Here is a 21,552-nt window from a genome sequence, read left to right as displayed (position 1 = left end):
GGACCCGGCCGTCCTTGCCGCGTTTGCCACGGTCCGGTGAGCGTGCGGGCGACCACGATTTGACGCGGTCAATTATCACCTCTCACATCGGCGCTATTTCGTCAGCCGATCATGCACGATGAACCGGCCGGCTTTCGCCGGCCGGTTGCTCCGATCGGGATCAGCCGCAGACGCGGACCTCTTCGATCACCCTGTGGTGGTGGCGCCAATGCTTGACCAGTTCGATATGGCAGCGATGATGCCGGTGATGGCGGCGATATTCGCCGTACCGGTATTCGCCATTGTCATACTGAACATTCTGGTCGCCATCATACTGATCGTCATAATAGCGATCGCGGTGATGACGGCGAATAACGATCCCACTATCGGAATCGTCATCCGGCAAATATCGGTCGCCGTCGTCGGACTGGATGGTCACGCTTGCCGCTTGCGTCGGCGCAGTGATCGCCGCGGTCGCGGCCAATGCCAACAGGGAAGCCAGAATCAGCTTTTTCATCTCGTCCTCCTGCGTATTCAAGACATGTTAACTCGCGGAAGAACCGGGCGTTCCGCCTAATTTTACACGCTTTGCGACGCGGAAGACATCAAGGCGTTATCGTCCACCCGCTCCAGGCGCACGAAGGCCGTCAGCGGCAGGTGGTCGGAGGCAACGCGCGAAAGCGGCGTGTCATGCGCGTTGATGGCGGCAATCATGCCGTGCCTGTTGGCCATGATCCGGTCGAGCGCCAGCAGCGGCAGGTTCGACGGGAAGGTGGGGACCGCCGGCGGCTGCGGGCCGAACGTCGCATGCAGCGTGTTGAGAGCGGAGCGGTTGCCGAGCCGCCATTCGTTGAGGTCGCCGAGCAGCAAGGTCGGTCTTTCGTCCGGGCTGTTCATCAGGTCGAGCACGACGCGCGCCTGCTGGGAGCGCGAGCGGCGCAGCAGGCCAAGATGGGCGGCGATGATGCGCAGCGTCCGGCTTCCATCGAGGTCGATTTCCGCCACCACCGCGCCGCGCGGCTCCAGTCCCGGAAGCTTGATCTGGTGCACGTCGCGAACGACGCCCTTCTTGAACAGCAGGACGTTGCCATGCCAGCCATGGCCCTTGCCGGTGGCCGAAATCGGCACCGGAATCAGGCCGGTTTCCCGCTCGAGCCGGGGCAGGTCGAGAAGCCCGACACGGTCGCCGAAGCGATTGTCGGCTTCCTGCAGCGCAATGACATCCGGATCGATTTCGCGGATGACGCGGATGATCCGCTCCGGGTCGAATTTCCTGTCGACGCCGATGCATTTGTGGACATTGTAGGAGGCAACCAGCGTGCCGGTGGTGGCTGTCGTCTTGAGTGCTGCGGCGTTAGCCTTCTGCATCCGGCGGTCACGAAGGGACAGAAGCATGCTTGCCGGGAGGCTGCGTCCAATTCTGTGCATCTCTGTGCTGCTCGTCCTCGCTGGTTTCAATTCAGAAGCGGGATAAAGTGAAAATAGGCAATTTCGGCGTATGTTCCATGACAGACGAGTTCCTCAAGCACACCTCCGCCTTAGAGATAGGGTGAACCGAGCCATAGTACCCGGTCGAACAGCCTGATAAGAAACGGCCGGGCTCGCAAGGCTTCCAGCGTCACCGGCACGGCGGAGGCAATCGCCGACCCGATCCGCGTCTCGATCTCGCTGGCAAAGCCGGCATCGAGCACCTCCAGGTCGATCTCGAAATTCAGCCGCAGCGATCGGGCATCAAGATTGGAAGATCCGACATAGGCCCACACGCCGTCGATCGAAAGCAGCTTCGAATGGTCGAACGGTCCCTCGGTTCGCCAGACACGGCAATAGTGTTTGAGCACCTGATCGAACTGCGCCATCATCGCGCGGTCGACGAGGAAAAGATTGTTCACCGCCGGCACCACGATGTCGATTTCGACCCCGCGCCTGCCGGCGGTGATCAGCGCGCTGATCAGTTCCCGATCCGGCAGGAAATAGGGCGACATCACGCGTATAGACTTGCGGGCGACCGAGAATGCACCGATCAGCAGCTTGTGGTTGGTCTCGTTGCTGGCATCCGGGCCGGACGCGACTGCCCGCACCATCATCGGTGCGCCTGGCGGTGGCGACAGCGGGGCGATGCGCCAGGCGTCGCCCTTCAGCGCCTCGTTGGTGGCGAAGCGCCAGTCCTCGGCGGCGACCGAAAAGAGGTCGGCGACGATCGGACCGGTCACCCGGAAATGTGTGTCCCTGGCGCTGTTGGAGCCGGCGAATTCGGCTGAGAAGCCTTTTCGGATGTTCATGCCCCCGGTGAAGGCGGCGATGCCGTCGACCACCAGGATCTTCCGGTGGGTCCTCAGATTGGCGTAGGGCAGGCGCAGGCCCATGACGATGTTGCCGTTGAAGACATCGGCGGGGATGTTGACCTCGCGCAAATGCCCCAGGATGCTCGGCACCGAGTAGCGGGCGCCGACGGCATCGATCAGCACGCGGACGGTGACGCCGCGCCGGACGGCGCCGGCCAGCGCCTCGACGAAGAGCAGGCCGACGGCGTCATTGTCGAAAATATAGGTCTCGAGCAGGACGCTGCGCTCGGCGCCATCGATCGCCGCGCACATGGCGGCATAGGCCTCGTCGCCGGTCTCCAGCACATCGATTGCATTTCCAGGATTGAGCGTGCGCCGCGCCACCCTGTCGCCCAGTGTCCGCAAGCCCGTGAACCGTTGCCCGTAGCGCTCGACGATCAGGGCCTCTTCGACAGCGACGTTGCGCTCGTGCTTGGCGGACACCGCGCCGTCGGCAAACGGGCGCTGGGCGGTGATCGTGGCGCGGCGGATGCGGTTGATGCCGGCGATGGCATAGATCAGCACGCCAAGGATGGGGGACAGCACCATCACGCCGACCCAGCCGGTGGCGGCGCGGACATCTTCCTTGGTCATGACGGCATGGACGATGCCGACCGTCGCCATCACCACGGAGATGATGGCTAGAATTTGAGGCCAGTGAGTCGCCAGGGTCTCCAACATGCCGAGACTATCCAGCGAGCGGTTGCAGAAGGCAATGCAGCCGCTCGTGCCGCGCATTCGGTGGATGGTGGCATGCGGCCCTGGCTGAAGAGTTCGACCAGCCGCAGAGATCGATGGGTTGAAGCACCCCGATAGATCCTGTTCAGAAGGACAAACCTGACCAGAGGAAGCATAGAGCCTGGCATCGTCCTGTTCTGCCCGGGGCCTCCGAAGCCTCTTATGCTTTGGTACCACCTCTATTGTATATCAGGAGGAATGATTTTAGTGATATAAACACTTTGATTGATGGCGAGGGGGGCGCCGAATGATGAAATTCAACTTCGATGGACCTCCCGGCGATGACGCAGCTGCCGACACGTCGGCAGAATGCCAACGCCAATTGCTGCCTCTCGTCCGTGAGATCGTTCAGGCAGCCGTCGCTGCCGGGTGGAGCGAGGAAGACGTTCTTCTGGGTTTTGTGGAACTTACATGGGATTTGTATGAGAATCGTCGCGACGATCTGCAATGACCGGCGGCAAATCCGGTAGCTCTACATTGTTGAATGGCCGCCGAAATGGCCAAACTGTCCCCTGAAGCAGGGCCCCGAATTCAGGTCAACCAGAGGCCTCGCGGCAGTTGGCAACTTTTGCGCACGCAGCTTTTCACGATAGGAATTTTTTCTTGACTCGATGACCTCAGCTATAGTACATATTCGCCCATGGTGCTGATTTGCGCCAGTGACCCGCCGCGCAGGCGGGTTTTTAGTTGATGCTCCGTCAGCCAATGCGCCGGCGAAGGTGTCGAAAAATGTTCCAGTCCCTCCCTTGTGACTGGTTCCTCTTATCCCGAACAAAATTTTTTCTTTGCGTACGGATGTTATTCACTATCCGCGGCATGTGCGTTACGCTGGGTCCGGGTCGGGCTAAGGGGGATTTCAGGCAGCGGACAAAGCGGCAGAGGCCAGGCATGAAAAATACGGACGATGCTCGGGACAGCGGCGATTCCCGGGGCGTCAATCGAGAACGGACAGCTCGATATGTCCTGGACATAATTCCTGAAAGCGCAGGTCCCAGGAGGGCCACCACGCGGAGGAGTGTCATATACTCCGTCCGCGATCCCGTCCCGCAGAAATTCCTGGCCAAGAAGCATTCCACCGGAATTGTGCTGAGGCCCGCACGCGGAATGAGAGCCTCGCCCGGCAGCGACAAGATCACGGAATACGTGGCGCGGCGCGTGCGGGAATATCTCGACGAAAACGTCGTGCGAAAAGTCATCGCCGAATTGGCATCCTTCGCAGGGGTTTCATCCAACCATATCATAGCAACGTTCGGCGTGCCGCCGCATTGCGGTGAGTTGCCGATTGCCGAAGTCGCCTGTCTCGCCGGTTCTTCGGATCGGAGCCATCTGCCTGTGAGAACGCCGACCGGGGCCGGGCATGCTTCCCTCAAGAACTGAGGGCCCGGCCATGGCAAAATGGCAACGCCTGCTCGCCCGCGACGCAAGACCGGAATTTTCTACAAGGCTTGCTGAGTTTTTCAAAATACGTCCCGCTGCAAATCTGCCCCAAGCTCCGCAGGAGTCCTCTGGAATGTCATGCAGTCCGCGCATTGTTCGCCGTCCGGCCGGAACGATCCGATGAGTGGCGATGCCGGTCAGCTTCGATCAATCACGAATTGTTTTTCAGGGGAACATGGAAGGAAGCCTTGGGTTGAACCTCATCTGGGACGTATCGGGAGGCCGAAAAATGCCGGGCGATGATGGTTTCCCCGGACCGGTTTCCGGAACCAACTCGCGACAGCCGACGCTCAACGCGAAAGGCGGGCTTTCCGTCCGCGCCGCGCGCCGCGTGCAGCAATTCCTGGACGAGAACTTTACGCGCAAGCTGGCGCTGGCTGATATGGCCGCGGTTTGCGGGCTTTCCCCCTATCATTTTGTGCGGGCTTTCTCGATGACGTTCGGAATGCCGCCGCACCAGTACGTCCTCGACCTGCGGCTGGATTTCGCTGAAAGACTGCTTGCGGACAGCCGCATGACGATCGCGGATATCGCCCACTCGAGCGGGTTTTCAAGTCAGAGTCATTTTACCACCGTGATGAAGAAATACCGGCAGAGGACGCCGTTGCAGGCACGGGTGGGAAAGCTTAACGCCAAGGTTAGGTGAGGCGACGCTTATTTCATTGCTTGGTTTCTTGGTTTTAAAGCATTGGCTAAGGTAACAAGCCGTTAACCTCTGTAGGTTTGCTACGCTCTTTTCTCACAAGGCAGCAATTTCGTGAAATACCGTGGGCAGGAATCATGTCTTCCTGCGGTGGAGCGGAATTGTCAGACATTTCGTGCCGGCCAGCGGAGAGGGAACCATGACCGACAATCACATTTCGAACGGCTCGCTTCTTGTTCAGCGTCGCGCGGCGCATTTCGCCGGGCACTGGATCGCGGGGGCCGATCATGGCTCACGCTCGACGCGCCGCCGCTTGATGGCGGTGCTGCGCATGGCGCATCGGGTGCTGGGCCTCGGCCGCAAGAACATGGGACTGGGAACATTGGGCGTCGGCGGCAGTGTGCGTTCGGCGCTGGCCTCATCCGTCAGCCCGGCCAGCATCATCGGTGGCCTGGCGGCGATCGCCGCGCTCGGCCTCGCCACGCCCGCGCAGGCACAATATCAGGCCGGCGGCGGGTCGGCGACCGCTCCCGAGGCCGTGGCGATCGGAAACGGCTCAACCGCCAGCCTTAACTGGGCCATAGCGCTCGGCTTCCAGGCCAATTCGTCGGCGCAATACGGGATCGCTATCGGTCGCACAGCATCGGCTACCGGTACCGGCGGCGCGATAGCACTGGGCTCCGCCACGGTCTCGAACAACATCAATACGGTAGCGATCGGCGTCAACGCCAATGCCACCGGTGCCGGCGCCAGCGCGCTCGGCACCTTCTCCGTTGCTTCGGGTGGCAACTCCACCGCAGTCGGCGTCAGCTCCCTGGCCAGCGGCAACATATCGTTCGCGGGAGGCTGGGGGTCCCAGGCCACCGGGACGCGCGCCATCGCGATCGGGAGCCAGGCGGTCTCGTCGGGACTGGACACCGTTGCCCAAGGTACCAACACCATTGCAAACAGCCAGAATGCCATCGCTGTCGGCTTCCAGTCGACCGCAACCGCGATAAATGCCGTCTATCTCGGCTCGCGTACTGGCGCCGGAACCGGAGCGCTGGCCCAGAGTGCCATCGCCATCGGTACGGATGTGACGGCGTCTCAGGTTGACTCCACTGCGATCGGGCGCGCGAGCAAGGCAACGGGAACGTCCGCCATAGCGATGGGCGCGACCTCGATTGCGAGCGGCTCTGCCAGCACCGCGGTCGGCAACGCGTCCGCTGCCAGCGGCATAAACGCCTCCTCATTCGGGACGGGTGCAAATGCGATAGGAGACAATTCTCTCGCAGCCGGCGTCAGTGCCAACGCCGGCGGCGTCGGCAGCACCGCGCTCGGCATAGGTACGTCGGCTGGCGGCGCCAGTTCGGCAGCCGTGGGCTTCCAGGCCCAGGCCGCCGGCACCAATGCCGCAGCCGTTGGTCCCCAGGCAAATGCATCGGCGATAAACTCGGCAGCGTTCGGCAACGTCGCCACGGCTTCGGGCCAATTCGCGCTGGCCCTGGGCAATTCGGCCGTATCGAGCGGAGTAGGCTCGGTCGCGGCGGGCTCTGGAGCCCAGGCCACGGACGTCTCCACCACGGCTTTGGGTAACAACGCCGCGGCGACCGCCGCAAATGCCAGTGCGCTGGGATTGGGCGCCACGGCCAGCGGAGTGTACGCCACTTCGCTCGGTTCCACATCCAAGGCCACCGGTGCCCGTGCGTTCGCCGGTGGCCGTTCGTCCACTGCGGGAGGCGACGACTCCATTGCCATAGGCACGACATCCATCGCGACAGCGGCGAGCTCGACAGCAGTTGGAGCGGGCGCTGTGGCACAAGACGTCAATGCGATTGCCATCGGTACCGCCGCCGGCGCTATCTCCGCCGACTCCGTCGCCATCGGCACGGGCGCGACCGCCGATGGCGGCAAGGCGGTCGCGATCGGCTACGGCAACGTTGCCTATGGCGACGGCGCGGTCGCCATAGGCGATCCGAGCTATGCCAGCGGCACCGGCGCCTTCACCGGTGGCGCCAACAACATCGCCAACAGTGACGGCACGGCGAGCGCCACCGCGGCCAATACGGCCAACGGCGCCGTCGCCATCGGCAACAACAACAAGGCCATCGGGCAGGGCTCGGTGGCACTGGGCAACGGCTCGACCGCGGGTGCGGCCGGCCTCGCCGGCAATGTCGCGCTGGGTAATGGCGCGACAGCGGCGGCGAGCTCCGGCGACGTGGCGCTCGGCTCCGGCTCGGTGACCACCACGGCCGTCGGCACGGCGAGCGGCGTGGTCAACGGCACGACCTACGCCTTCCAGGGCACCAACCCGCTCTCGACCGTCAGCATCGGCGCGGTCGGTGCGGAACGCACGCTCACCAACCTGGCGGCGGGGCGCGTCAGCGCGCTCTCGACCGATGCGATCAACGGCTCTCAGCTCTTCGCCACCAACCAGGCCGTCGACGCCATTGGCGTCACGCTCAGCAACATCAATGTCGGCGGCGGCATCAAGTATTTCCACGCCAACTCGACCCTGGCGGATTCACAGGCTCTCGGAACGGATTCCGTCGCGGTCGGCCCGAACGCCGTGGCCAACAATGACGGCGACGTGGCGATCGGCCTGAATTCGACATCGGGCGCAACGACCGCCGTCGGTGGCACAACGATCGGCGGCGTCAACTACACCTTTGCCGGCGCCACACCGGCCGGTGCCTTCTCGGTCGGCTCGGCGGGCGCCGAACGCCAGATCCAGAATGTCGCGGCCGGGCAGTTGAACGGCGGTTCGACCGATGCGGTCAATGGTTCGCAGCTCTTCGCCACCAACCAGCAGGTCACGCAGAATACGACCGATATCGCCAATATCGGCAGTGGCGTGACCGATCTCGGCAACACGATCAACAACATCGCCGGCGACACGTCGACCGCCTATACCGACGCCAATGGTGTGGGCATCCGCTACGCCCGCACCAACGAGGCAGGCTTGGCGCAAACCGATTCCTTCGCACAAGGCGTCGGCTCCACCGCCGTCGGCTACCAGGCGACCGCCACCGGCGTCAGCGCACTGGCGCTCGGCCGCGACAGCAATGTCAGCATCGACGGCGGCGTGGCGCTTGGCTCGGGTTCGGTCTCCGATCGCGCGATCGCTCCGCTTACCGGGCAACTGCCCGCCGGCCCAGCCAACTTCATCCAGTACAACACGACCGACAAGACGCTGCTCGGCGCCGTTTCGGTCGGCGACGCTACCTCGTATCGGCAGATCACCAATGTGGCCGACGGCACGCAATCTCAGGATGCGGTAACGCTTCGGCAGCTGCAGGGCGCCATCGCCTCCGTCTCGGTGACGTCGACGAAATACTTCCATGCCAATTCGGCGGCGGGCGACTCGCTGGCGGTCGGCGCGGAATCGGTCGCGGTCGGCCCGACGACGGTCGTCAACGGCGACAACGGCATCGGCATCGGCAATGGCGCCACTGTCGAGCAGGATGCACCCGGCGGCACAGCGATCGGCCAAGGCGCCCACGTGATGCTGGCCGACGGCCTGGCGCTCGGCACCAATTCGCTGGCGTCCGGCATCCAGTCGGTGGCGCTCGGCGCCGGCGCCCAGAGCACCTTCATCAACAGCGTTGCGCTCGGCGCGCAGTCCATCACCAGCGTCGGCGCGCAGGCCGGCTACACGGCCTTTGCGCTCGCCGGTTCGCAGACCTCGGTCGGCGAGGTGTCGATCGGCGCCGCCGGGGCCGAACGCAAGCTCACCAACGTCGCGGCGGGCTCGGCCGATACCGACGGCGTCAACGTCTCGCAATTGCGCGGCGTGACGCAAAACGTCAGCAACCTGTTCGGCGGCGGCACGACCGTCAATCCCGACGGCTCCATCACCGGCCCGACCTACACCATCCAGGGCAACAATTATTCCACCGTCTATGACGGCTTCACGGCCGTCGACAATGCGCTGACCAGCATCAGCAATGGCGGCGGCATCAAATATTTCCACGCCAACTCGACGCTGGCCGACAGCATCGCCGGCGGCACCAACGCCGTGGCGATCGGGCCGGAGAGTGTGGCGAGCGGCACCGACAGCCTGGCTGCGGGACATGGCTCGACGGCCACCGGGCAGGGCGCCGTCGCGCTCGGCCAAGGCGCCAAGGCCAACAACGCCAACGATGTGGCGCTCGGTTCCGGTTCGGTGACACAGACCGCCGTCGGGACCTCCAGCACCGTCATCAACGGCAAGACCTACACTTATGCCGGGACGACGCCGACCGGAACCGTCAGCGTCGGCGACGCCGGCGCCGAGCGGACGATCACCAATGTCGCCGCCGGCCGCGTCGATGCCGGCAGCACCGATGCGATCAACGGCTCGCAGCTCTACGCCACCAACACGGCGATCGAGGATCTGAAAGCCGGCGTCGGAAACCTTACCCAGAACGCGGTGACCTATGACACCCAGGGCGGCAACAAGACGAACACCATCACGCTGCAAGGTGGCGACGTCAACGCGCCGGTCGTCATCTCCAATGTCGGCCCCGGCGTCAAAGGGACCGATGCGGTCAACGTCGACCAGATGAACCAGGGCCTGACCGCGGGCAAGAGCTATACGGACAACCGCGTGGCCTACGCTATCGATACGTCCAACGACTACACCGACAAGGTGGCGGTCACGACCTTGCAGCAGGCCAACGACTATACCGACCAGAAGCTCAGCCAGCTCAATTCGGACATCAGCGGCATCCGCGACGAGGCGCGGCAGGCGGCCGCGATAGGCCTTGCGGCCGCCTCGCTGCGCTATGACGACCGGCCCGGAAAGCTGAGCGTCGCGGCGGGTGGCGGCTTGTGGCGGGACGCAGGCGCGTTCGCCTTCGGCGCTGGTTACACCAGTGAAGACGGCCGCATCCGGGGCAATCTGTCGGGCACGGCCGCGGGTGGGCATGTCGGTGTCGGCGCCGGCATCAGCTTCACCTTGAACTGAGGCAGGAATGAAAGGACTTGTTGCCCTGACCTGCCTGGCGCTCTGCGGCGGCCTCGTGCCGTCCGCCGGGCAGGTCGCGTCGACCTACAGGATCAAGCCATCGGACGTAGTGGTGCCGCCCGAGGTCAAGCTCGGAGACTATCAGCGCACCATCCGCCCATTCGATAACTGGACGCTGATCTGCGACGAGAACCTCAAGGCTCGCAAGAAGGTCTGCAACGTCTCGCAGATCATCGAGGACGCATCAGGCAAGATGGCTTTCAGCTGGTCGCTCGCCGCCACCCAGGACGGCAAGCCGTATATGATCCTGCGCACCGCTCCGAACGCCAGGAGCGATGGCCTGGTGTCACTGAAGTTCGATGGACAGAAGCAGCCGATCGACGTGCACCTGAACGGCTGCAACGAAATGGTCTGCGTCGGCATGTTGCCGGTAGGCCCCGTCATGCGCCGACAGATCTCGCAGAATGCGACACCGGCGATCTCCTATTCGACGGTCGACGGTCAGACGATCACCGTGACCGCAACGCTCAAGGGGCTGTCAGAGGCCCTTTCACCACTCAAATAACCGGGGCATCACCATGAGCCAGCAGGACCAGTTCACGTCCGCGAAACGCACTGCGACCGTCGAGGCGGATCGGCAGAGGCGGGCCGAGTCCCCAAGGCGGCGCTGGCCACGCGTGGCCGGATATTCACTTCTGGGATTGGTCGTGGCGGGCCTTGGCTTCGCCGCAGGGAACTATGCCGCCATCGCCAATCTGGTCGGCGGCGCGACGGCCGCACCCGCAGAAACTGCGGCGGCCCCCGTGCTTCCGGACACGCCCTTCCTCGAGCATGTCAAGCAGGCCGGAGTGCAGGCCTGCTCGACCGTCTATCCGGCGCTCGGACAGATTCTGACGAACGGCACGAAATACAGCGTCAAATCCCTGTGGAACGACCAGGCCGCCGACAAGCACGCCATCCAGGCCTTTGTCGGCATGGATTATGCGTCGGAACGCTATAGCGGACCGGCCGCCGGCATCGTCTTCGCATCGCCCACCGCCACGGGTTGCGAAGGGGCGATGGTGCGGGTGGCGCCATTCGCCAGCCCGTGCGCCGACATCGCATCCATCCTGCCGCAGGGCAGCAAGATTACCGACCATCTCGGGCAGGTCGAGGTCTACGAGCTCGGCGGCAATGCCGGTGAAGCGCTTCTCCTGCCGACGGGCAAAAGCTGTGTGGTGATCTCCCTCGCTTCGGCGGCGAAGTAGGACGCGAAGCGATTGAGGTTAAGGAAAGGATGCCGACCATGAGATTGCAGGCTTTGGCAGTTTTGGGCTTGACCCTGTTGTGGAGCGGACAAGTCGTCTCGGCCGACCTTGTGGCCCCATCGGAACCGCAACAGGAGGAAAAAGGCATCTGGGCGGCCATTGCCTATTCGCAGGCCGATAGCAAATACGGCTTCTTCTGGGGCGCCGACAAGCGGCAGGAAGCGAAGGACATCGCACAGAAATATTGCGAGAACGCGGGCGGAAAGGCCTGCAACGTCGTCACCGTCTTCCGCAACCACCGCCATTGGAATGATGACGACGAGACCGGCTTTCCCTACAAGCACTGCGGTGCACTCGCCGTGGCAGACAAGGTGGAGAACCGTTTCACGCCCTGGGGCGTGAACTCGGCCGAGACCCGTCGCGAAGCGGAGGATCTCGCTTTGCAGGCCTGCGAGGCGGCGGGAGAGAAATGCAAGATCCGCGAGTGGGTCTGCACATGAAGCCTGGCCCGAAGGCCGTCTCCGCATGTGGGGCAATTCTATTCTCGTTGATGTCGCCGGTGTCTGCCCAGCAACAGGTGGCGGCTGTCCCGGATGGACCCTCATCGCTGCGTGAAGTCTATCAGGATTGGAGTGTGACCTGCTCGGTTCGAGAGAAGGCGAGAGTGTGCTCGCTCGCGCAAGATCAGGTCCAGCAGAACGGGCAGAGGCTTCTTGCCGTGGAGATCGCGGCACGCCCGGACGGCTCGACGACGGCTACCCTGCTTCTGCCCTTCGGCATCCTGCTCGACCCGGGCGTGACGCTGCAGATCGACGATCAGCCGCCACTGTCCCCGCAGCGCTTCAGGACCTGCCTGCCGACGGGTTGCGTCTCGGTCTTTACCGTCGATCGGCCGACGCTCGGAAAGCTGAGGGGAGGCTCGGTGCTGAAGCTCAATGTGACGACGGACGCCGAGACCCCGCTGAGCTTCCCGGTCTCGCTTCGCGGCCTGACCGCGGCGCTCGACCGCATGGTGGCGTTGAGCGCAAATTAGGGTGCGCGCTGACCCAGCTTTTGGCCGCAATCAGCGACATGACGCGCACGCCGGCCGCCGCGACGGAGTATTTTGGGGCGGCTGCCGAGAGGGCGTACCTGAAAATGGCTCAACTTCAGGTTGGGTCATCAACAGCCGCCATACCCACATGGCATGATTCTGGCCATATCGGCCCACTGACCTGCCGTTTTTCGGGCTATCCCGCAGAGTGCGGCGTCCGGATACAACCGGAGCGAGCCGACGTTATGTGCTATTTTTGCTACATCTCGCAGCCTTGTTGCCCAAAAAGGCTATTTAGCGACCTCTAAATCAATAATCGCTCACATATTTCGTGAATTTGTGAATAATCCACCGACGGGCAGGCCTTGGCTTGGTTAGCGCTCTGAAAAGGACGCTGGGGAAACGTTAGGGTGGGATTGATGAATACGACAAACATGTCGACCATAGGCAGGCGCCTTGGTCTTTTGATGGCGGCCACCATGCTGACCTGCGGGAGTGCTCATGCGCTTACGCTCAAGGAGGCGATGGCTGTCGCGGTGGAATCCAATCCCGAGATTGGACAGGCGATCGAAAATCGCGAAGCAATCGAGTTCGAGTTGCGGCAGGCCAAGGGCCTTTATCTTCCCAGTGTCGATGTCGAGGCATCGGCCGGCGTTCGCCGGCTCGACAATTCATCCCGGCGCTCCCTTTCCATCGAAGACGACGCGCTCTATCCGGCTGAAACGGATCTTACCGTTTCGCAGACGCTTTATGACAGCGGCGCAAGGCGGGCCGAATTGAACCGTCAGGCATCGCGCGTCGATGGCGCTTCGTTCCGGGTGCTGGAACGGTCCGAATTCATCGGGCTGTCCGTTGTCCAGGACTATCTGGAATACATGCTGCAGGCTTCGATCGTTGTCGAAGCGAAGAAAAATCTCGGCTTCCACCAGGGAATTCTCGGCGACATCCGGCAAGGCATTTCGGGCGGCGCGCTGAACGAGGCCGACCGGCAGCAGGCCGAGGAACGGCTGTTTGCCGCCAAGGCGCGCATGCAGGAGGCGACCGAGGAACTGGAAGCGGCCAAGATCCGCTTCTTCAAGACCGTCGGAAAGCCACTGACCAGCCCATCGAGGCCGGGCGATGTCTCGGCTGCGCTCCCGCGATCGCTTGACGAGGCAATAGGGTTGGCGCGCGAAAGCAATCCGCGCGTGCACATGGCCAACAGCGACATCGACGCGGCGGCTTCCCTCGTGGATGCCGCACGGGCTAAATTCGGCCCCTCCATCATCGCTGAAGGTCGCGCCCGGGCGGGAACTGACATTGACGGCGACGATGGCGACACCAGCGACCTGCAGGCACGCGTGGTCCTGCGGTGGAATCTCTACCGCGGTGGTATCGACAAGGCCAACGAGCAGGAGCAGATCCGCCGCACCAGCGAACAGCGTCTGGCGCTGCATCAGGTGCAGCGCGAAATCGAGGAAGCCGTTCGCACGTCGTGGGATCGTCGTTTCCGACAAGCCGATCTGGCGAAGACCCTGAGGCAGCAAGCCGCCGCCAATGAGAAGCTGGTCGCTTCCTATCGCGAGCAGTTCAAGGTTGGACAGCGCTCGCTGCTCGACGTGCTCGACGCGCAGAATACGCGGTTCAACACGGCAACGCTGGCGGATACCGCGTCCTACGCATCGCTGTTTGCCCAGTACCGGCTTCTGGCCGCGACCGGACAGTTGCTGAAAACGATGAACCTTCAGCCGGCAAAGCAGGCGACAGCCTATGCACGCACCGAGTTCGCAGCACCGGAAACCGCGGACACCGAGACCTATGCGCGGACGCCGTCGGAGCAGAAGAGCGACCTGCCTTTCGACATCCTCGCTCCGGTGAGGAAGAAATAAGACGACGCAAGGTCCAGCGAGCGTCCTGACGGGCAGATCGTGAACCAGCAACCCAACATCCTCTCCCCCAAGGAGGCGTTCAAGGCCTGTTTCTCAGCCGTTGCCGGATATCTCGGCAGGCCGAGCGCGGAGACCGTGCTGTTTGCCGGCGTGCCGCTCTCGGACACGCGAATTGCGGTCGACGACATCAGGCACCTTGCCGAACGCATCGGCCTGGAAGTCACCGAGTTCAACCACCGGGATTTTCTCAGGGGGCGTATCGATCTGCCCGCAATCGTCTTTCGCGTCAGCCAATTGCCCGTTGCCCTGCTCGCTCTAGGCGAAGACGATGCGTATATCACCGCGCCCCAGGAAGACGGCCGCACCGCGATCGGCCGATCGGAACTGGCCGCCAGCTACATCAGCGGCGGCGCTTCCTTCTCGATCACCTACGCCAATGCCGCCGAGACCATGTCGGTCGGCTCGGCGGCCAGGATCGAGCGGAGACATTGGCTCACGGGGACGATGGGCGCTTTCTGGCGCACCTATTCGAAAGTCGTCCTGGCGGCGGTGTTCATCAATCTGCTGGCCATAGCCTCGCCGATCTTCACCATGAACGTCTACGACAGGATCCTGCCGAACAAGGCAATATCGACACTGTGGGTGCTGGCTCTCGGCATCGGTGCGGTCATCCTGTTCGACCTGCTTTTGAAGACGGCCAGGGCTTCCCTCATCGACTATGCCGGGCGCAAGGCGGATCTCCGAATATCCTATCTGCTGTTCGAGAAAGTGCTGAACTCGTCGCTGTCGGCGCGCCCCGGTTCGACCGGTGAATACGCAAACAGGGTCACGCAATATGAATTCGTCAGGGAGTTCTTCACCTCCAACACCATAAGCGTGTTCATCGACACGGCATTCGTCTTCGTCTTTCTCCTTGTGATCTATGCAATTGGCGGCTGGCTGGTGATCATACCGGCGCTGGCCTTCGTGATGTCCGTCATCGTCGGCCTGGTCACCCAGCGCCGCATCGGCAAGCGCGTCGCCGCCTCGATGAACGAAGCATCGCAGCGCCAGGCACTGCTGGTCGAATCCATCTCGACGCTGGAGACGATCAAGTCGCTGCGCGCCGAGGCGTATCTGCTGCGAAAATGGGGGGAGCACTCCAAGAACGCCGCCAACACGTCCGAGAAGATCAAGCAGCTTTCGGCGGCGGCGGGCAACATCACCCAGTCCATACAACAGCTGGTGACCGTCGCCCTGGTCGTGGCCGGCGCCTATGCCTTCTCGGAAGGGCATGTTTCGACAGGAGCAATCATAGGAACGGTGATGCTGGCGAGCAGGGCCGTGGCGCCGCTCGGCCAGATCGCCATAACGTTGTCCCGGTTTCGCCAGGCCATGCTCTCGCTGAGAATGGTGAATTCGATCATGGCTCAACCGGAAGACCGACCTGACACGGTGGGTTTCGTCAACCGCCCCATTCGCAAGGGGGCGATGGTGTTCAGGAACGTCGGGTTCGTCTATCCCGGCTCGGAGAACGAGGTTCTGACCGGCCTGAATTTCTCGGTGAAGCCAGGGGAGCGGATCGGCATCATCGGCCGCATAGGATCGGGAAAGACGACGATGGGGCGGCTGATCGGCCGGCTCTTCCTGCCGACTTCCGGTGAGTTGCTGCTGGATGGGATCGACATTCGCCAGTATCACCCGTCCGAGGTTCGCGCCGCGGTCGGCATCGTTGCGCAGGCCGGCGACCTGTTCTCGGGCACCATCAAGGAAAACCTCCTGATGGCATGCCCCGAGGCTACAGACGAACAGATCATCGAAGCTGCAAAGGCGGCCGGCGTCGACGATTTCGTTTCACGCCACCCGCGCGGCTACGACATGAATGTCGGCGAGCGCGGCACCAATCTTTCCGGCGGCCAGAGGCAGACCGTGGCGATCGCACGCCTGCTTTTGACCAAACCGAAAATCGTCTTTCTGGATGAGCCGTCGGGCTCGATGGATCTTGCCTCGGAACGCCAGTTGATCAAGCAGCTCAAAGTCGCTTTCGACCGCGACACGACGCTGATCGTCTCCACACATCGGTTCAGCATGCTTGAGCTGGCCGACCGCCTGATCGTTATCGAACGGGGCAAGATCGTTGCCGACGGACCGAAGGACCAAGTCATACAGGCGTTGCAGAAAACAAGCGCCTGACAAAACAATTATTGCTGCATCCAATGCGTTGGGGCGTGGGAAATGCTTGCCAGGGAAGATCGACCGCCGCTGTTTGCGTCGGCGTCCATATTCATCATCGGAGCGCTCTTCGTCGTTTTTGTCGCTTGGGCGTCCTTTGCCGAGGTCGATGAGATCGCACGCGGCGATGGCAAGGTCATACCCGCTTCCAAGACCCAGATCATTCAGGCGAGCGAGGCCGGCGTCGTTCAGGAAATCGCAGTCACGATTGGCCAGATCGTCAAGAAGAACGATCTCATCATCCGCCTGGACAACACGCTCAACACATCCAGCCTTGGCGAGCAGCAGGCCAAGGCGCGCGCGCTGGAAGTGCGCATAGCAAGGCTGAAATACGAACAGGCCGGCAATCTCTCAGGCCCATTTCCGTGCCCGCCGGACATTCAGTCGGTCGCTCCGCAGATTTGCGACAATGAACAGAAGCTGCTCATTGCCCGGCGCGGGAACTTCGACAACAAGCTGTCCGTGCTCAAGTCACGCCTCGATCAGCGCGAGAGGGAACTGGCCGAGGCGGTGGCCAATTCCGACCGTCTGACCAAGAACCTGGTCGTCAGCGACCAGGAGGCAAAACTGGTCGACGCGATGGTCAAGAAAGGCCTGATGGCAAGGACCGAGCAGCTCCGGGTAGAGCGCGAACAGACCGAGCTCAACGGCCAGCTGAACCTGGCCGGCGAAACAATAAAGAAGATCAAATCGTCGATCACGGAAGCCCAGCTGCAGGTCGAGGAACTCGGCTTGCAACTGCAGCAGGAGGCGTTGGACGACCTTACCCAGGCGCTGGCGGAACTTTCGGTAGTGGATGAAACCATAAGGGGGGCCACCGACAAGGTCGCGCGCACCGACATCCGGTCTCCCGTGGATGGCATCGTCAACACGCTGGAGCTCAACACGGTCGGCGCTTTCGTCCAGCCTGGCGCCGTCGTCGCCGGCATCGTGCCGACCTCCGAGACGTTGCTGGTGGAGGCACGGGTCTCGCCACGGGATGTCGCGTTCATCCGTCCCGACCAGGAGGCCCTTATCAAGGTCACCGCCTATGATTTCTCGATCTTCGGCGGCATCGAGGGCAAGGTCTCCAACATCACAGCCGACAGCCTGGTCGATCAGAAAACGGGGGAACCCTACTATCAGGTGCGCGTGGCGACGGACAAATCGACCCTTCAAAGAGACGGCAAGGCCTATTCGATCATTCCCGGCATGATCTGCTCGGTCGACATCAAGACCGGGCGCAAGACGATCCTGCACTACCTCCTGAAGCCGATCAACAAGGCGCGCGAGGAGGCGATGAGTGAGCGGTAGCGCCAGCCCTCATCCTGATGGCGAGCGACTGCTTCCGCCAGTCGCGGCCGAGGATTTCGGGCTTGAATTTCGGGTCGTGGCGCGTGGCGGCATAAGACGCGGCATCCGCTTGGAGCGGGCATTCTGGTTGTCGCTGAAGCAGATGGCCGAACGCAGGAAATGCACGATCGGCATGCTCATCGACGAGATCGCCGAAAGCCAGGCACAGACAGGCAATTTGACATCCGCGATCCGGGTGGCCTGCATGCGTGGATTGGCGGATGAAAACCTGACCTTGCGAAGGCTTGCATCGATCAACACCATCAACGCCATACTCGTCGCTTGCCCGTCCCCGGCCTTTGCCCTGGCATCGTCGAAGAAGATCCTGTCGTTCAACGCGCCGTTCCAGCAACTGGTCAAACGTCAATTGCCGATAGCCCCAAGCGATGACGCACGGCACGATCTCAAGCTGGCATTGGACCTCAACGTAGCCGACATCTTCGCGCGGCTCGATGCCAATGGCGAATCGCCGGTGGCCACCGGCTTTGTCATCGGTGCGGGTGACCGTCGTTACCGGGGGCAATTGAATGCGGTGCGGGCTCCGGTGCTCGAGCCAGAGCTGCTGATGGCGTTCGTCTTCGGCGGTTGAATCACCACCAATCCAACGAGAACTTATGGCTGAAAACCTTCGCCAGGTGCGACGGTTGCGAAACCGCCTTTGATGTCAGCCATCTGGGCTCCGCCCGGTCTTGAACCGTGGATCCAGGCCCGGTCCGTGCTGAACGAATAAAGCGGAACATAATCCGGGAGATCGCTGTCACGCACCACAGTGTTGCTGAGGCTGTCGAGAATGAAGGTGCCGCTGCCTGTGCTCACCGACAGCACTGCGTGAAAGAAGCCTCGCTTGCGATCCTGGAGGACGACAAGCGCCATGCTCTGCGTCGGGATGCCGGCCCTCAGCAGGGCCGTCATCTTGAGAATGGCGAAATCCTCGCAATCGCCGGCTCGCCGCTCGAGAATCTCCGAAGGCTTCGCCCAATAGTCGAGCTTGCCGTAGACGACGCTATCTTTCCTGTAGGCGATCAGGCGATTTACGCTGCTGTTGACGAAGGACAGCTTCTCGCTGAATCCCTTGCCTTGAGCGGCGGCGACCATGCCGGCAAAAGCTGTGCTCTTGCGCTCGCAGGGGCTGCCCGCCGAACAAGCGGTGATTGCCCGGTACACGGGCGCCCAGCGCGCCGCGACGGGAAAATTGCGCATGGACAAGGCAACCGATCCGAAGACCCCCGGAATGATCGACGCGGTCTGCACCGGATCTATCCCGGCGTCATCTCGCGCCGTTGACGAGCCATCCCCGCGGTCAGCATCTGCCGGGCCATAGCTGCTGATGACCTGACCGATCCGGTAAGCGCCCGCAGGCTGCCTGGGCTGGGGCCTCGCCAGCGAAACACCGCCGAGACAGGGCGGCGTCTGGACCTTCTCCTGAGGCCAGCCGGATGCGGCGATATCGCTCGCGAATGACGGCCCCGCCAGGCCGACAAGCCCGATTGCCAGCAGGAGCATCTGGAGCCGGGTTTTTCCCGGAACTGTTTTTTGCTTTTTCATAACGCCCACCTTTGACTGTGGACGCTACCAATCTTGTCTCAAATTATTGGAAAGGAAGGTGGATAAATATCCAGCAACTGTCTTTATCCAGTTTGTCTAAAATTTCATTCAAATTTATACTTTGGTTCACCAAAAAGATGCCGACTAGTCATCCGTCAACCAGACCTCCAGAAACCAACATATATCAGGTTATATTGTTGCGGTTTACCACGTGTAAAAAATGCCGGGCAATGCATATCATAATATATGAAATAGATTAGGGGGCAGTTGCAAAGTAGAAGTGGCCGCTGTCTCTATCCGGTAAATATCGGAGGGGTTTCAGCCATGACGAACAATATCGAGTTGGACAGCTTTTCGGCTTCCTTGAACGAGCATTCCGCGTCCAATGAACACGCCGATCAGGCGTCGCCGGCGGAGATCCGGGTCGCACAGGCAAATTCGACGCAGCCCGCGCCGGCAGCGTCCGAACCGGTGCCGGTCGATGTCGGCGGCGGAGCGCCTGTCAAGCCAGAAGCCCCCGCGGAAGCAAAGGCACCGCCGGCAGCTGCGCCGCACGAATACGTAGCCGACGCCAGCCATGTGGTGAGGCTTCCCGCCAACGCCTCCATCGACAACATCAAGGTCGATGGCCAAAACCTTCTGCTCGAACAGGCCGACGGCTCGGTAATCGTGGTCAAGGATGGCGCCCTGAACGTGCCGACCTTCATCATCGGCGACGTCGAGGTGCCGCGCGTTGCTTTGCTGGCGGCACTCGAAGCCAGCCATGTCGATGTCGCCTTCGGCGCCGACGGCTCCATGTCGGCCGGCCCGGGCGGTTCGAATTCAAGCGCAGGCGGAGATTTCTCGGTTCCCCCCGGCGGCATCGGCGACGGGTTCGACCTGTCGGCCCTGTTGCCCCCGACGGCTCTGCAGTTCGGGCTTCTGGAGCGGCGCGAGCTGTTTCCCTCGATCGTCGACAGGCAGGTTTCAGTGACGGCCACGTCACTGCTTGCCCCGACCGAAGCGGCTAGTGAAACTGGCCTCGATGGCGGTGGGGCGCAAACTCCGGGTAGCGAAGCGCCGACCGACAAAGAAACGTCCAGCACTGGAACGATCAGCATCGACGCGCCGGATGGAATTGGCTCGATCGTCATCAACGGTGTCACCGTCACCGGCGTCGATCAGCACATCCCAGGGCAGTACGGTTACCTGACGATCGTCTCCTTCAATCCGAGCACCGGTGCCATCGAATACAATTATACGGTGACCGAATCGGTTTCCCATACGGATCAGACACCCGGCTATGATCCTAGCACCGACACGGTTCCTGAGAATTTCACCATCACTGTCACGGATGTCGACGGCGATACTGCCAGCACCACCTTCGCCGTCGCCATCGTCGACGATGTGCCAACGGCGCACGCCGACACCGACAGCATCGCGGCCGGCCAGTTCGGCCCGGCGACAGGCAATGTACTGGCTGGCGGAACCGATGCCGGCGACGCCAACGCGACGGACGGCGTTGCCGACACCAAGGGCGCCGATGGCGCGACTGTGGTTGGCGTGCAGGCCGGCAACACCAATACCGATGTCGACAATGCGGCCACGCTGAACGCGCCGATCCAGGGCAGCTACGGCACGCTGACACTGCTGGCGGACGGCTCCTACAGCTATGTGCGCGCTGCCGGCACGCCCGGCGGCGTCAACGACGTGTTCACCTACACGATCAAGGATGGCGACGGCGACACCTCGCATACCACGCTGACGATTTCGATCGGCAACTCGACGCCTGTGATCACCGACCTGACGCCGGAGGCCACCGGCGGCGACGTCGTCGTCAACGAGGCGGCGTTGAATATCGGCACGCCGGGCGGGCCTGGGTCCGATCCGGCAAGCACGGCCGAGGCCGGCGCCGGCACCTTCACCGTCTCCTCGCCCGACGGCATCCACTCGCTGGCGATCGACGGCAACGCCTTCATCACCGATGGCGTGTTCACGGGCGGCTCGTTCACGACGACGCTCGGCAACACGCTGACGGTGACAGGCTACAATGCCGCCACCGGTGAGGTGAGCTACACCTACACACTGCTCGACAACGAGGGGCATGACCCCATCCAGGGCACCAACAACCTCTTCGAGAACTTCACCGTCACGCTGACCGACCAGGATCTGCAGAGCGCCAACGCCACGCTCTCCGTGAAAATTATCGACGACATTCCGACGGCACATGCCGACACCAACAGCGTTGTCGAGGGCGGCATCGTGAGCGGCAACGTGCTGACGGACGGCACG

17 protein-coding genes are annotated in these 21,552 nt (G+C 62.4%); 13 read left to right on the top strand and 4 right to left on the bottom strand.

From position 1 onward, the window contains the following. Positions 1 to 160: 160 nt before the first annotated feature. The 3 genes from NKI21_RS17735 to NKI21_RS17725 form a co-directional block, all read right to left on the bottom strand. Positions 161 to 496, bottom strand: a complete 336-nt coding sequence (locus tag NKI21_RS17735; protein ID WP_128304944.1) for a hypothetical protein — start codon at positions 494 to 496, stop codon at positions 161 to 163. A 62-nt stretch (positions 497 to 558) separates the two neighbouring features. Further along, positions 559 to 1,407, bottom strand: coding sequence for an endonuclease/exonuclease/phosphatase family protein (locus NKI21_RS17730; protein WP_352722599.1), 849 nt, complete (start codon positions 1,405 to 1,407; stop codon positions 559 to 561). A gap of 110 nt (positions 1,408 to 1,517) precedes the next feature. Then, complete coding sequence (locus tag NKI21_RS17725; protein WP_352866548.1) at positions 1,518 to 2,981, bottom strand: phospholipase D-like domain-containing protein; 1,464 nt, start codon at positions 2,979 to 2,981, stop codon at positions 1,518 to 1,520. A 304-nt stretch (positions 2,982 to 3,285) separates the two neighbouring features. Here NKI21_RS17725 and NKI21_RS17720 point away from each other — a divergent pair, with 304 nt between their 5' ends. The 12 genes from NKI21_RS17720 to NKI21_RS17665 all read left to right on the top strand — a co-directional run bounded on the left by NKI21_RS17720 (position 3,286) and on the right by NKI21_RS17665 (position 18,325). Further along, entirely contained in the window at positions 3,286 to 3,489 is a 204-nt protein-coding gene (locus tag NKI21_RS17720; RefSeq protein WP_164779989.1) for a hypothetical protein, read from the top strand. 437 nt (positions 3,490 to 3,926) lie between these two features. After that, complete coding sequence (locus NKI21_RS17715; RefSeq protein ID WP_352722597.1) at positions 3,927 to 4,415, top strand: hypothetical protein; 489 nt, start codon at positions 3,927 to 3,929, stop codon at positions 4,413 to 4,415. 190 nt (positions 4,416 to 4,605) lie between these two features. After that, the gene (locus NKI21_RS17710) at positions 4,606 to 5,121 is read left to right on the top strand and encodes a helix-turn-helix domain-containing protein (RefSeq protein WP_352866544.1); all 516 of its coding nucleotides are present in this window, start codon (positions 4,606 to 4,608) and stop codon (positions 5,119 to 5,121) included. Between the two features lie 313 nt (positions 5,122 to 5,434). Further along, positions 5,435 to 10,045 carry a YadA-like family protein gene (locus NKI21_RS17705; protein ID WP_502896764.1) on the top strand — a complete coding sequence of 1,537 codons (4,611 nt, stop codon included), beginning with the start codon at positions 5,435 to 5,437 and terminating at the stop codon, positions 10,043 to 10,045. A gap of 7 nt (positions 10,046 to 10,052) precedes the next feature. Then, entirely contained in the window at positions 10,053 to 10,610 is a 558-nt protein-coding gene (locus NKI21_RS17700) for an invasion associated locus B family protein (RefSeq protein ID WP_023809958.1), read from the top strand. Positions 10,611 to 10,623: 13 nt separating this feature from the next. Further along, a complete protein-coding gene (locus NKI21_RS17695) occupies positions 10,624 to 11,292 on the top strand; it encodes a hypothetical protein (protein WP_023809957.1) in 669 nt (222 codons plus the stop codon). A gap of 38 nt (positions 11,293 to 11,330) precedes the next feature. Then, positions 11,331 to 11,792 (top strand): DUF4189 domain-containing protein, encoded by a 462-nt coding sequence (locus NKI21_RS17690; protein ID WP_023809956.1) that lies wholly within the window; start codon positions 11,331 to 11,333, stop codon positions 11,790 to 11,792. Next, complete coding sequence (locus NKI21_RS17685; RefSeq protein ID WP_196815310.1) at positions 11,762 to 12,325, top strand: invasion associated locus B family protein; 564 nt, start codon at positions 11,762 to 11,764, stop codon at positions 12,323 to 12,325. The genes NKI21_RS17690 and NKI21_RS17685 overlap by 31 nt, the downstream gene beginning before the upstream one ends. A 419-nt stretch (positions 12,326 to 12,744) precedes the next feature. Then, entirely contained in the window at positions 12,745 to 14,193 is a 1,449-nt protein-coding gene (locus NKI21_RS17680; protein WP_128304949.1) for a TolC family protein, read from the top strand. Positions 14,194 to 14,232: 39 nt separating this feature from the next. Continuing rightward, positions 14,233 to 16,365: a type I secretion system permease/ATPase gene (locus NKI21_RS17675; protein WP_023809953.1), complete on the top strand. Its 2,133-nt coding sequence runs from the start codon at positions 14,233 to 14,235 to the stop codon at positions 16,363 to 16,365. Positions 16,366 to 16,407: 42 nt separating this feature from the next. After that, a complete protein-coding gene (locus tag NKI21_RS17670; protein WP_352441934.1) occupies positions 16,408 to 17,697 on the top strand; it encodes an HlyD family type I secretion periplasmic adaptor subunit in 1,290 nt (429 codons plus the stop codon). Continuing rightward, complete coding sequence (locus tag NKI21_RS17665) at positions 17,687 to 18,325, top strand: ribbon-helix-helix domain-containing protein (protein WP_128304952.1); 639 nt, start codon at positions 17,687 to 17,689, stop codon at positions 18,323 to 18,325. The genes NKI21_RS17670 and NKI21_RS17665 overlap by 11 nt, the downstream gene beginning before the upstream one ends. 23 nt (positions 18,326 to 18,348) lie before the next feature. Here the strand turns inward: NKI21_RS17665 and NKI21_RS17660 are convergent, their stop codons facing one another. Further along, a complete protein-coding gene (locus NKI21_RS17660) occupies positions 18,349 to 19,281 on the bottom strand; it encodes a transglutaminase-like cysteine peptidase (RefSeq protein ID WP_352441935.1) in 933 nt (310 codons plus the stop codon). A gap of 324 nt (positions 19,282 to 19,605) precedes the next feature. On the opposite strand from NKI21_RS17660, the gene NKI21_RS17655 reads away from it, so the two are divergent. Beyond that, a partial coding sequence (locus NKI21_RS17655) for an Ig-like domain-containing protein (protein ID WP_352722591.1) occupies positions 19,606 to 21,552 on the top strand: 1,947 nt, incomplete at its 3' end.

The organism is Mesorhizobium sp. M0715 (genome assembly GCF_040320355.1).
Lineage (GTDB): Bacteria > Pseudomonadota > Alphaproteobacteria > Rhizobiales > Rhizobiaceae > Mesorhizobium.
The sequence above is the reverse complement of the archived record's forward strand: the minus strand, read 5'-3'. Positions and strand labels throughout refer to the sequence as shown.

What these genes read in the sequence shown, in the direction of transcription:
- NKI21_RS17735 (WP_128304944.1), bottom strand. Translation starts at nt 496, where the DNA reads ATGAAAAAGCTGATTCTGGCTTCCCTGTTGGCATTGGCCGCGACCGCG.
- NKI21_RS17730 (WP_352722599.1), bottom strand. Translation starts at nt 1,407, where the DNA reads ATGCACAGAATTGGACGCAGCCTCCCGGCAAGCATGCTTCTGTCCCTT.
- NKI21_RS17725 (WP_352866548.1), bottom strand. Translation starts at nt 2,981, where the DNA reads ATGTTGGAGACCCTGGCGACTCACTGGCCTCAAATTCTAGCCATCATC.
- NKI21_RS17720 (WP_164779989.1), top strand. Translation starts at nt 3,286, where the DNA reads ATGATGAAATTCAACTTCGATGGACCTCCCGGCGATGACGCAGCTGCC.
- NKI21_RS17715 (WP_352722597.1), top strand. Translation starts at nt 3,927, where the DNA reads ATGAAAAATACGGACGATGCTCGGGACAGCGGCGATTCCCGGGGCGTC.
- NKI21_RS17710 (WP_352866544.1), top strand. Translation starts at nt 4,606, where the DNA reads ATGCCGGTCAGCTTCGATCAATCACGAATTGTTTTTCAGGGGAACATG.
- NKI21_RS17705 (WP_502896764.1), top strand. Translation starts at nt 5,435, where the DNA reads ATGGCGGTGCTGCGCATGGCGCATCGGGTGCTGGGCCTCGGCCGCAAG.
- NKI21_RS17700 (WP_023809958.1), top strand. Translation starts at nt 10,053, where the DNA reads ATGAAAGGACTTGTTGCCCTGACCTGCCTGGCGCTCTGCGGCGGCCTC.
- NKI21_RS17695 (WP_023809957.1), top strand. Translation starts at nt 10,624, where the DNA reads ATGAGCCAGCAGGACCAGTTCACGTCCGCGAAACGCACTGCGACCGTC.
- NKI21_RS17690 (WP_023809956.1), top strand. Translation starts at nt 11,331, where the DNA reads ATGAGATTGCAGGCTTTGGCAGTTTTGGGCTTGACCCTGTTGTGGAGC.
- NKI21_RS17685 (WP_196815310.1), top strand. Translation starts at nt 11,762, where the DNA reads ATGCAAGATCCGCGAGTGGGTCTGCACATGAAGCCTGGCCCGAAGGCC.
- NKI21_RS17680 (WP_128304949.1), top strand. Translation starts at nt 12,745, where the DNA reads ATGAATACGACAAACATGTCGACCATAGGCAGGCGCCTTGGTCTTTTG.
- NKI21_RS17670 (WP_352441934.1), top strand. Translation starts at nt 16,408, where the DNA reads ATGCTTGCCAGGGAAGATCGACCGCCGCTGTTTGCGTCGGCGTCCATA.
- NKI21_RS17660 (WP_352441935.1), bottom strand. Translation starts at nt 19,281, where the DNA reads ATGAAAAAGCAAAAAACAGTTCCGGGAAAAACCCGGCTCCAGATGCTC.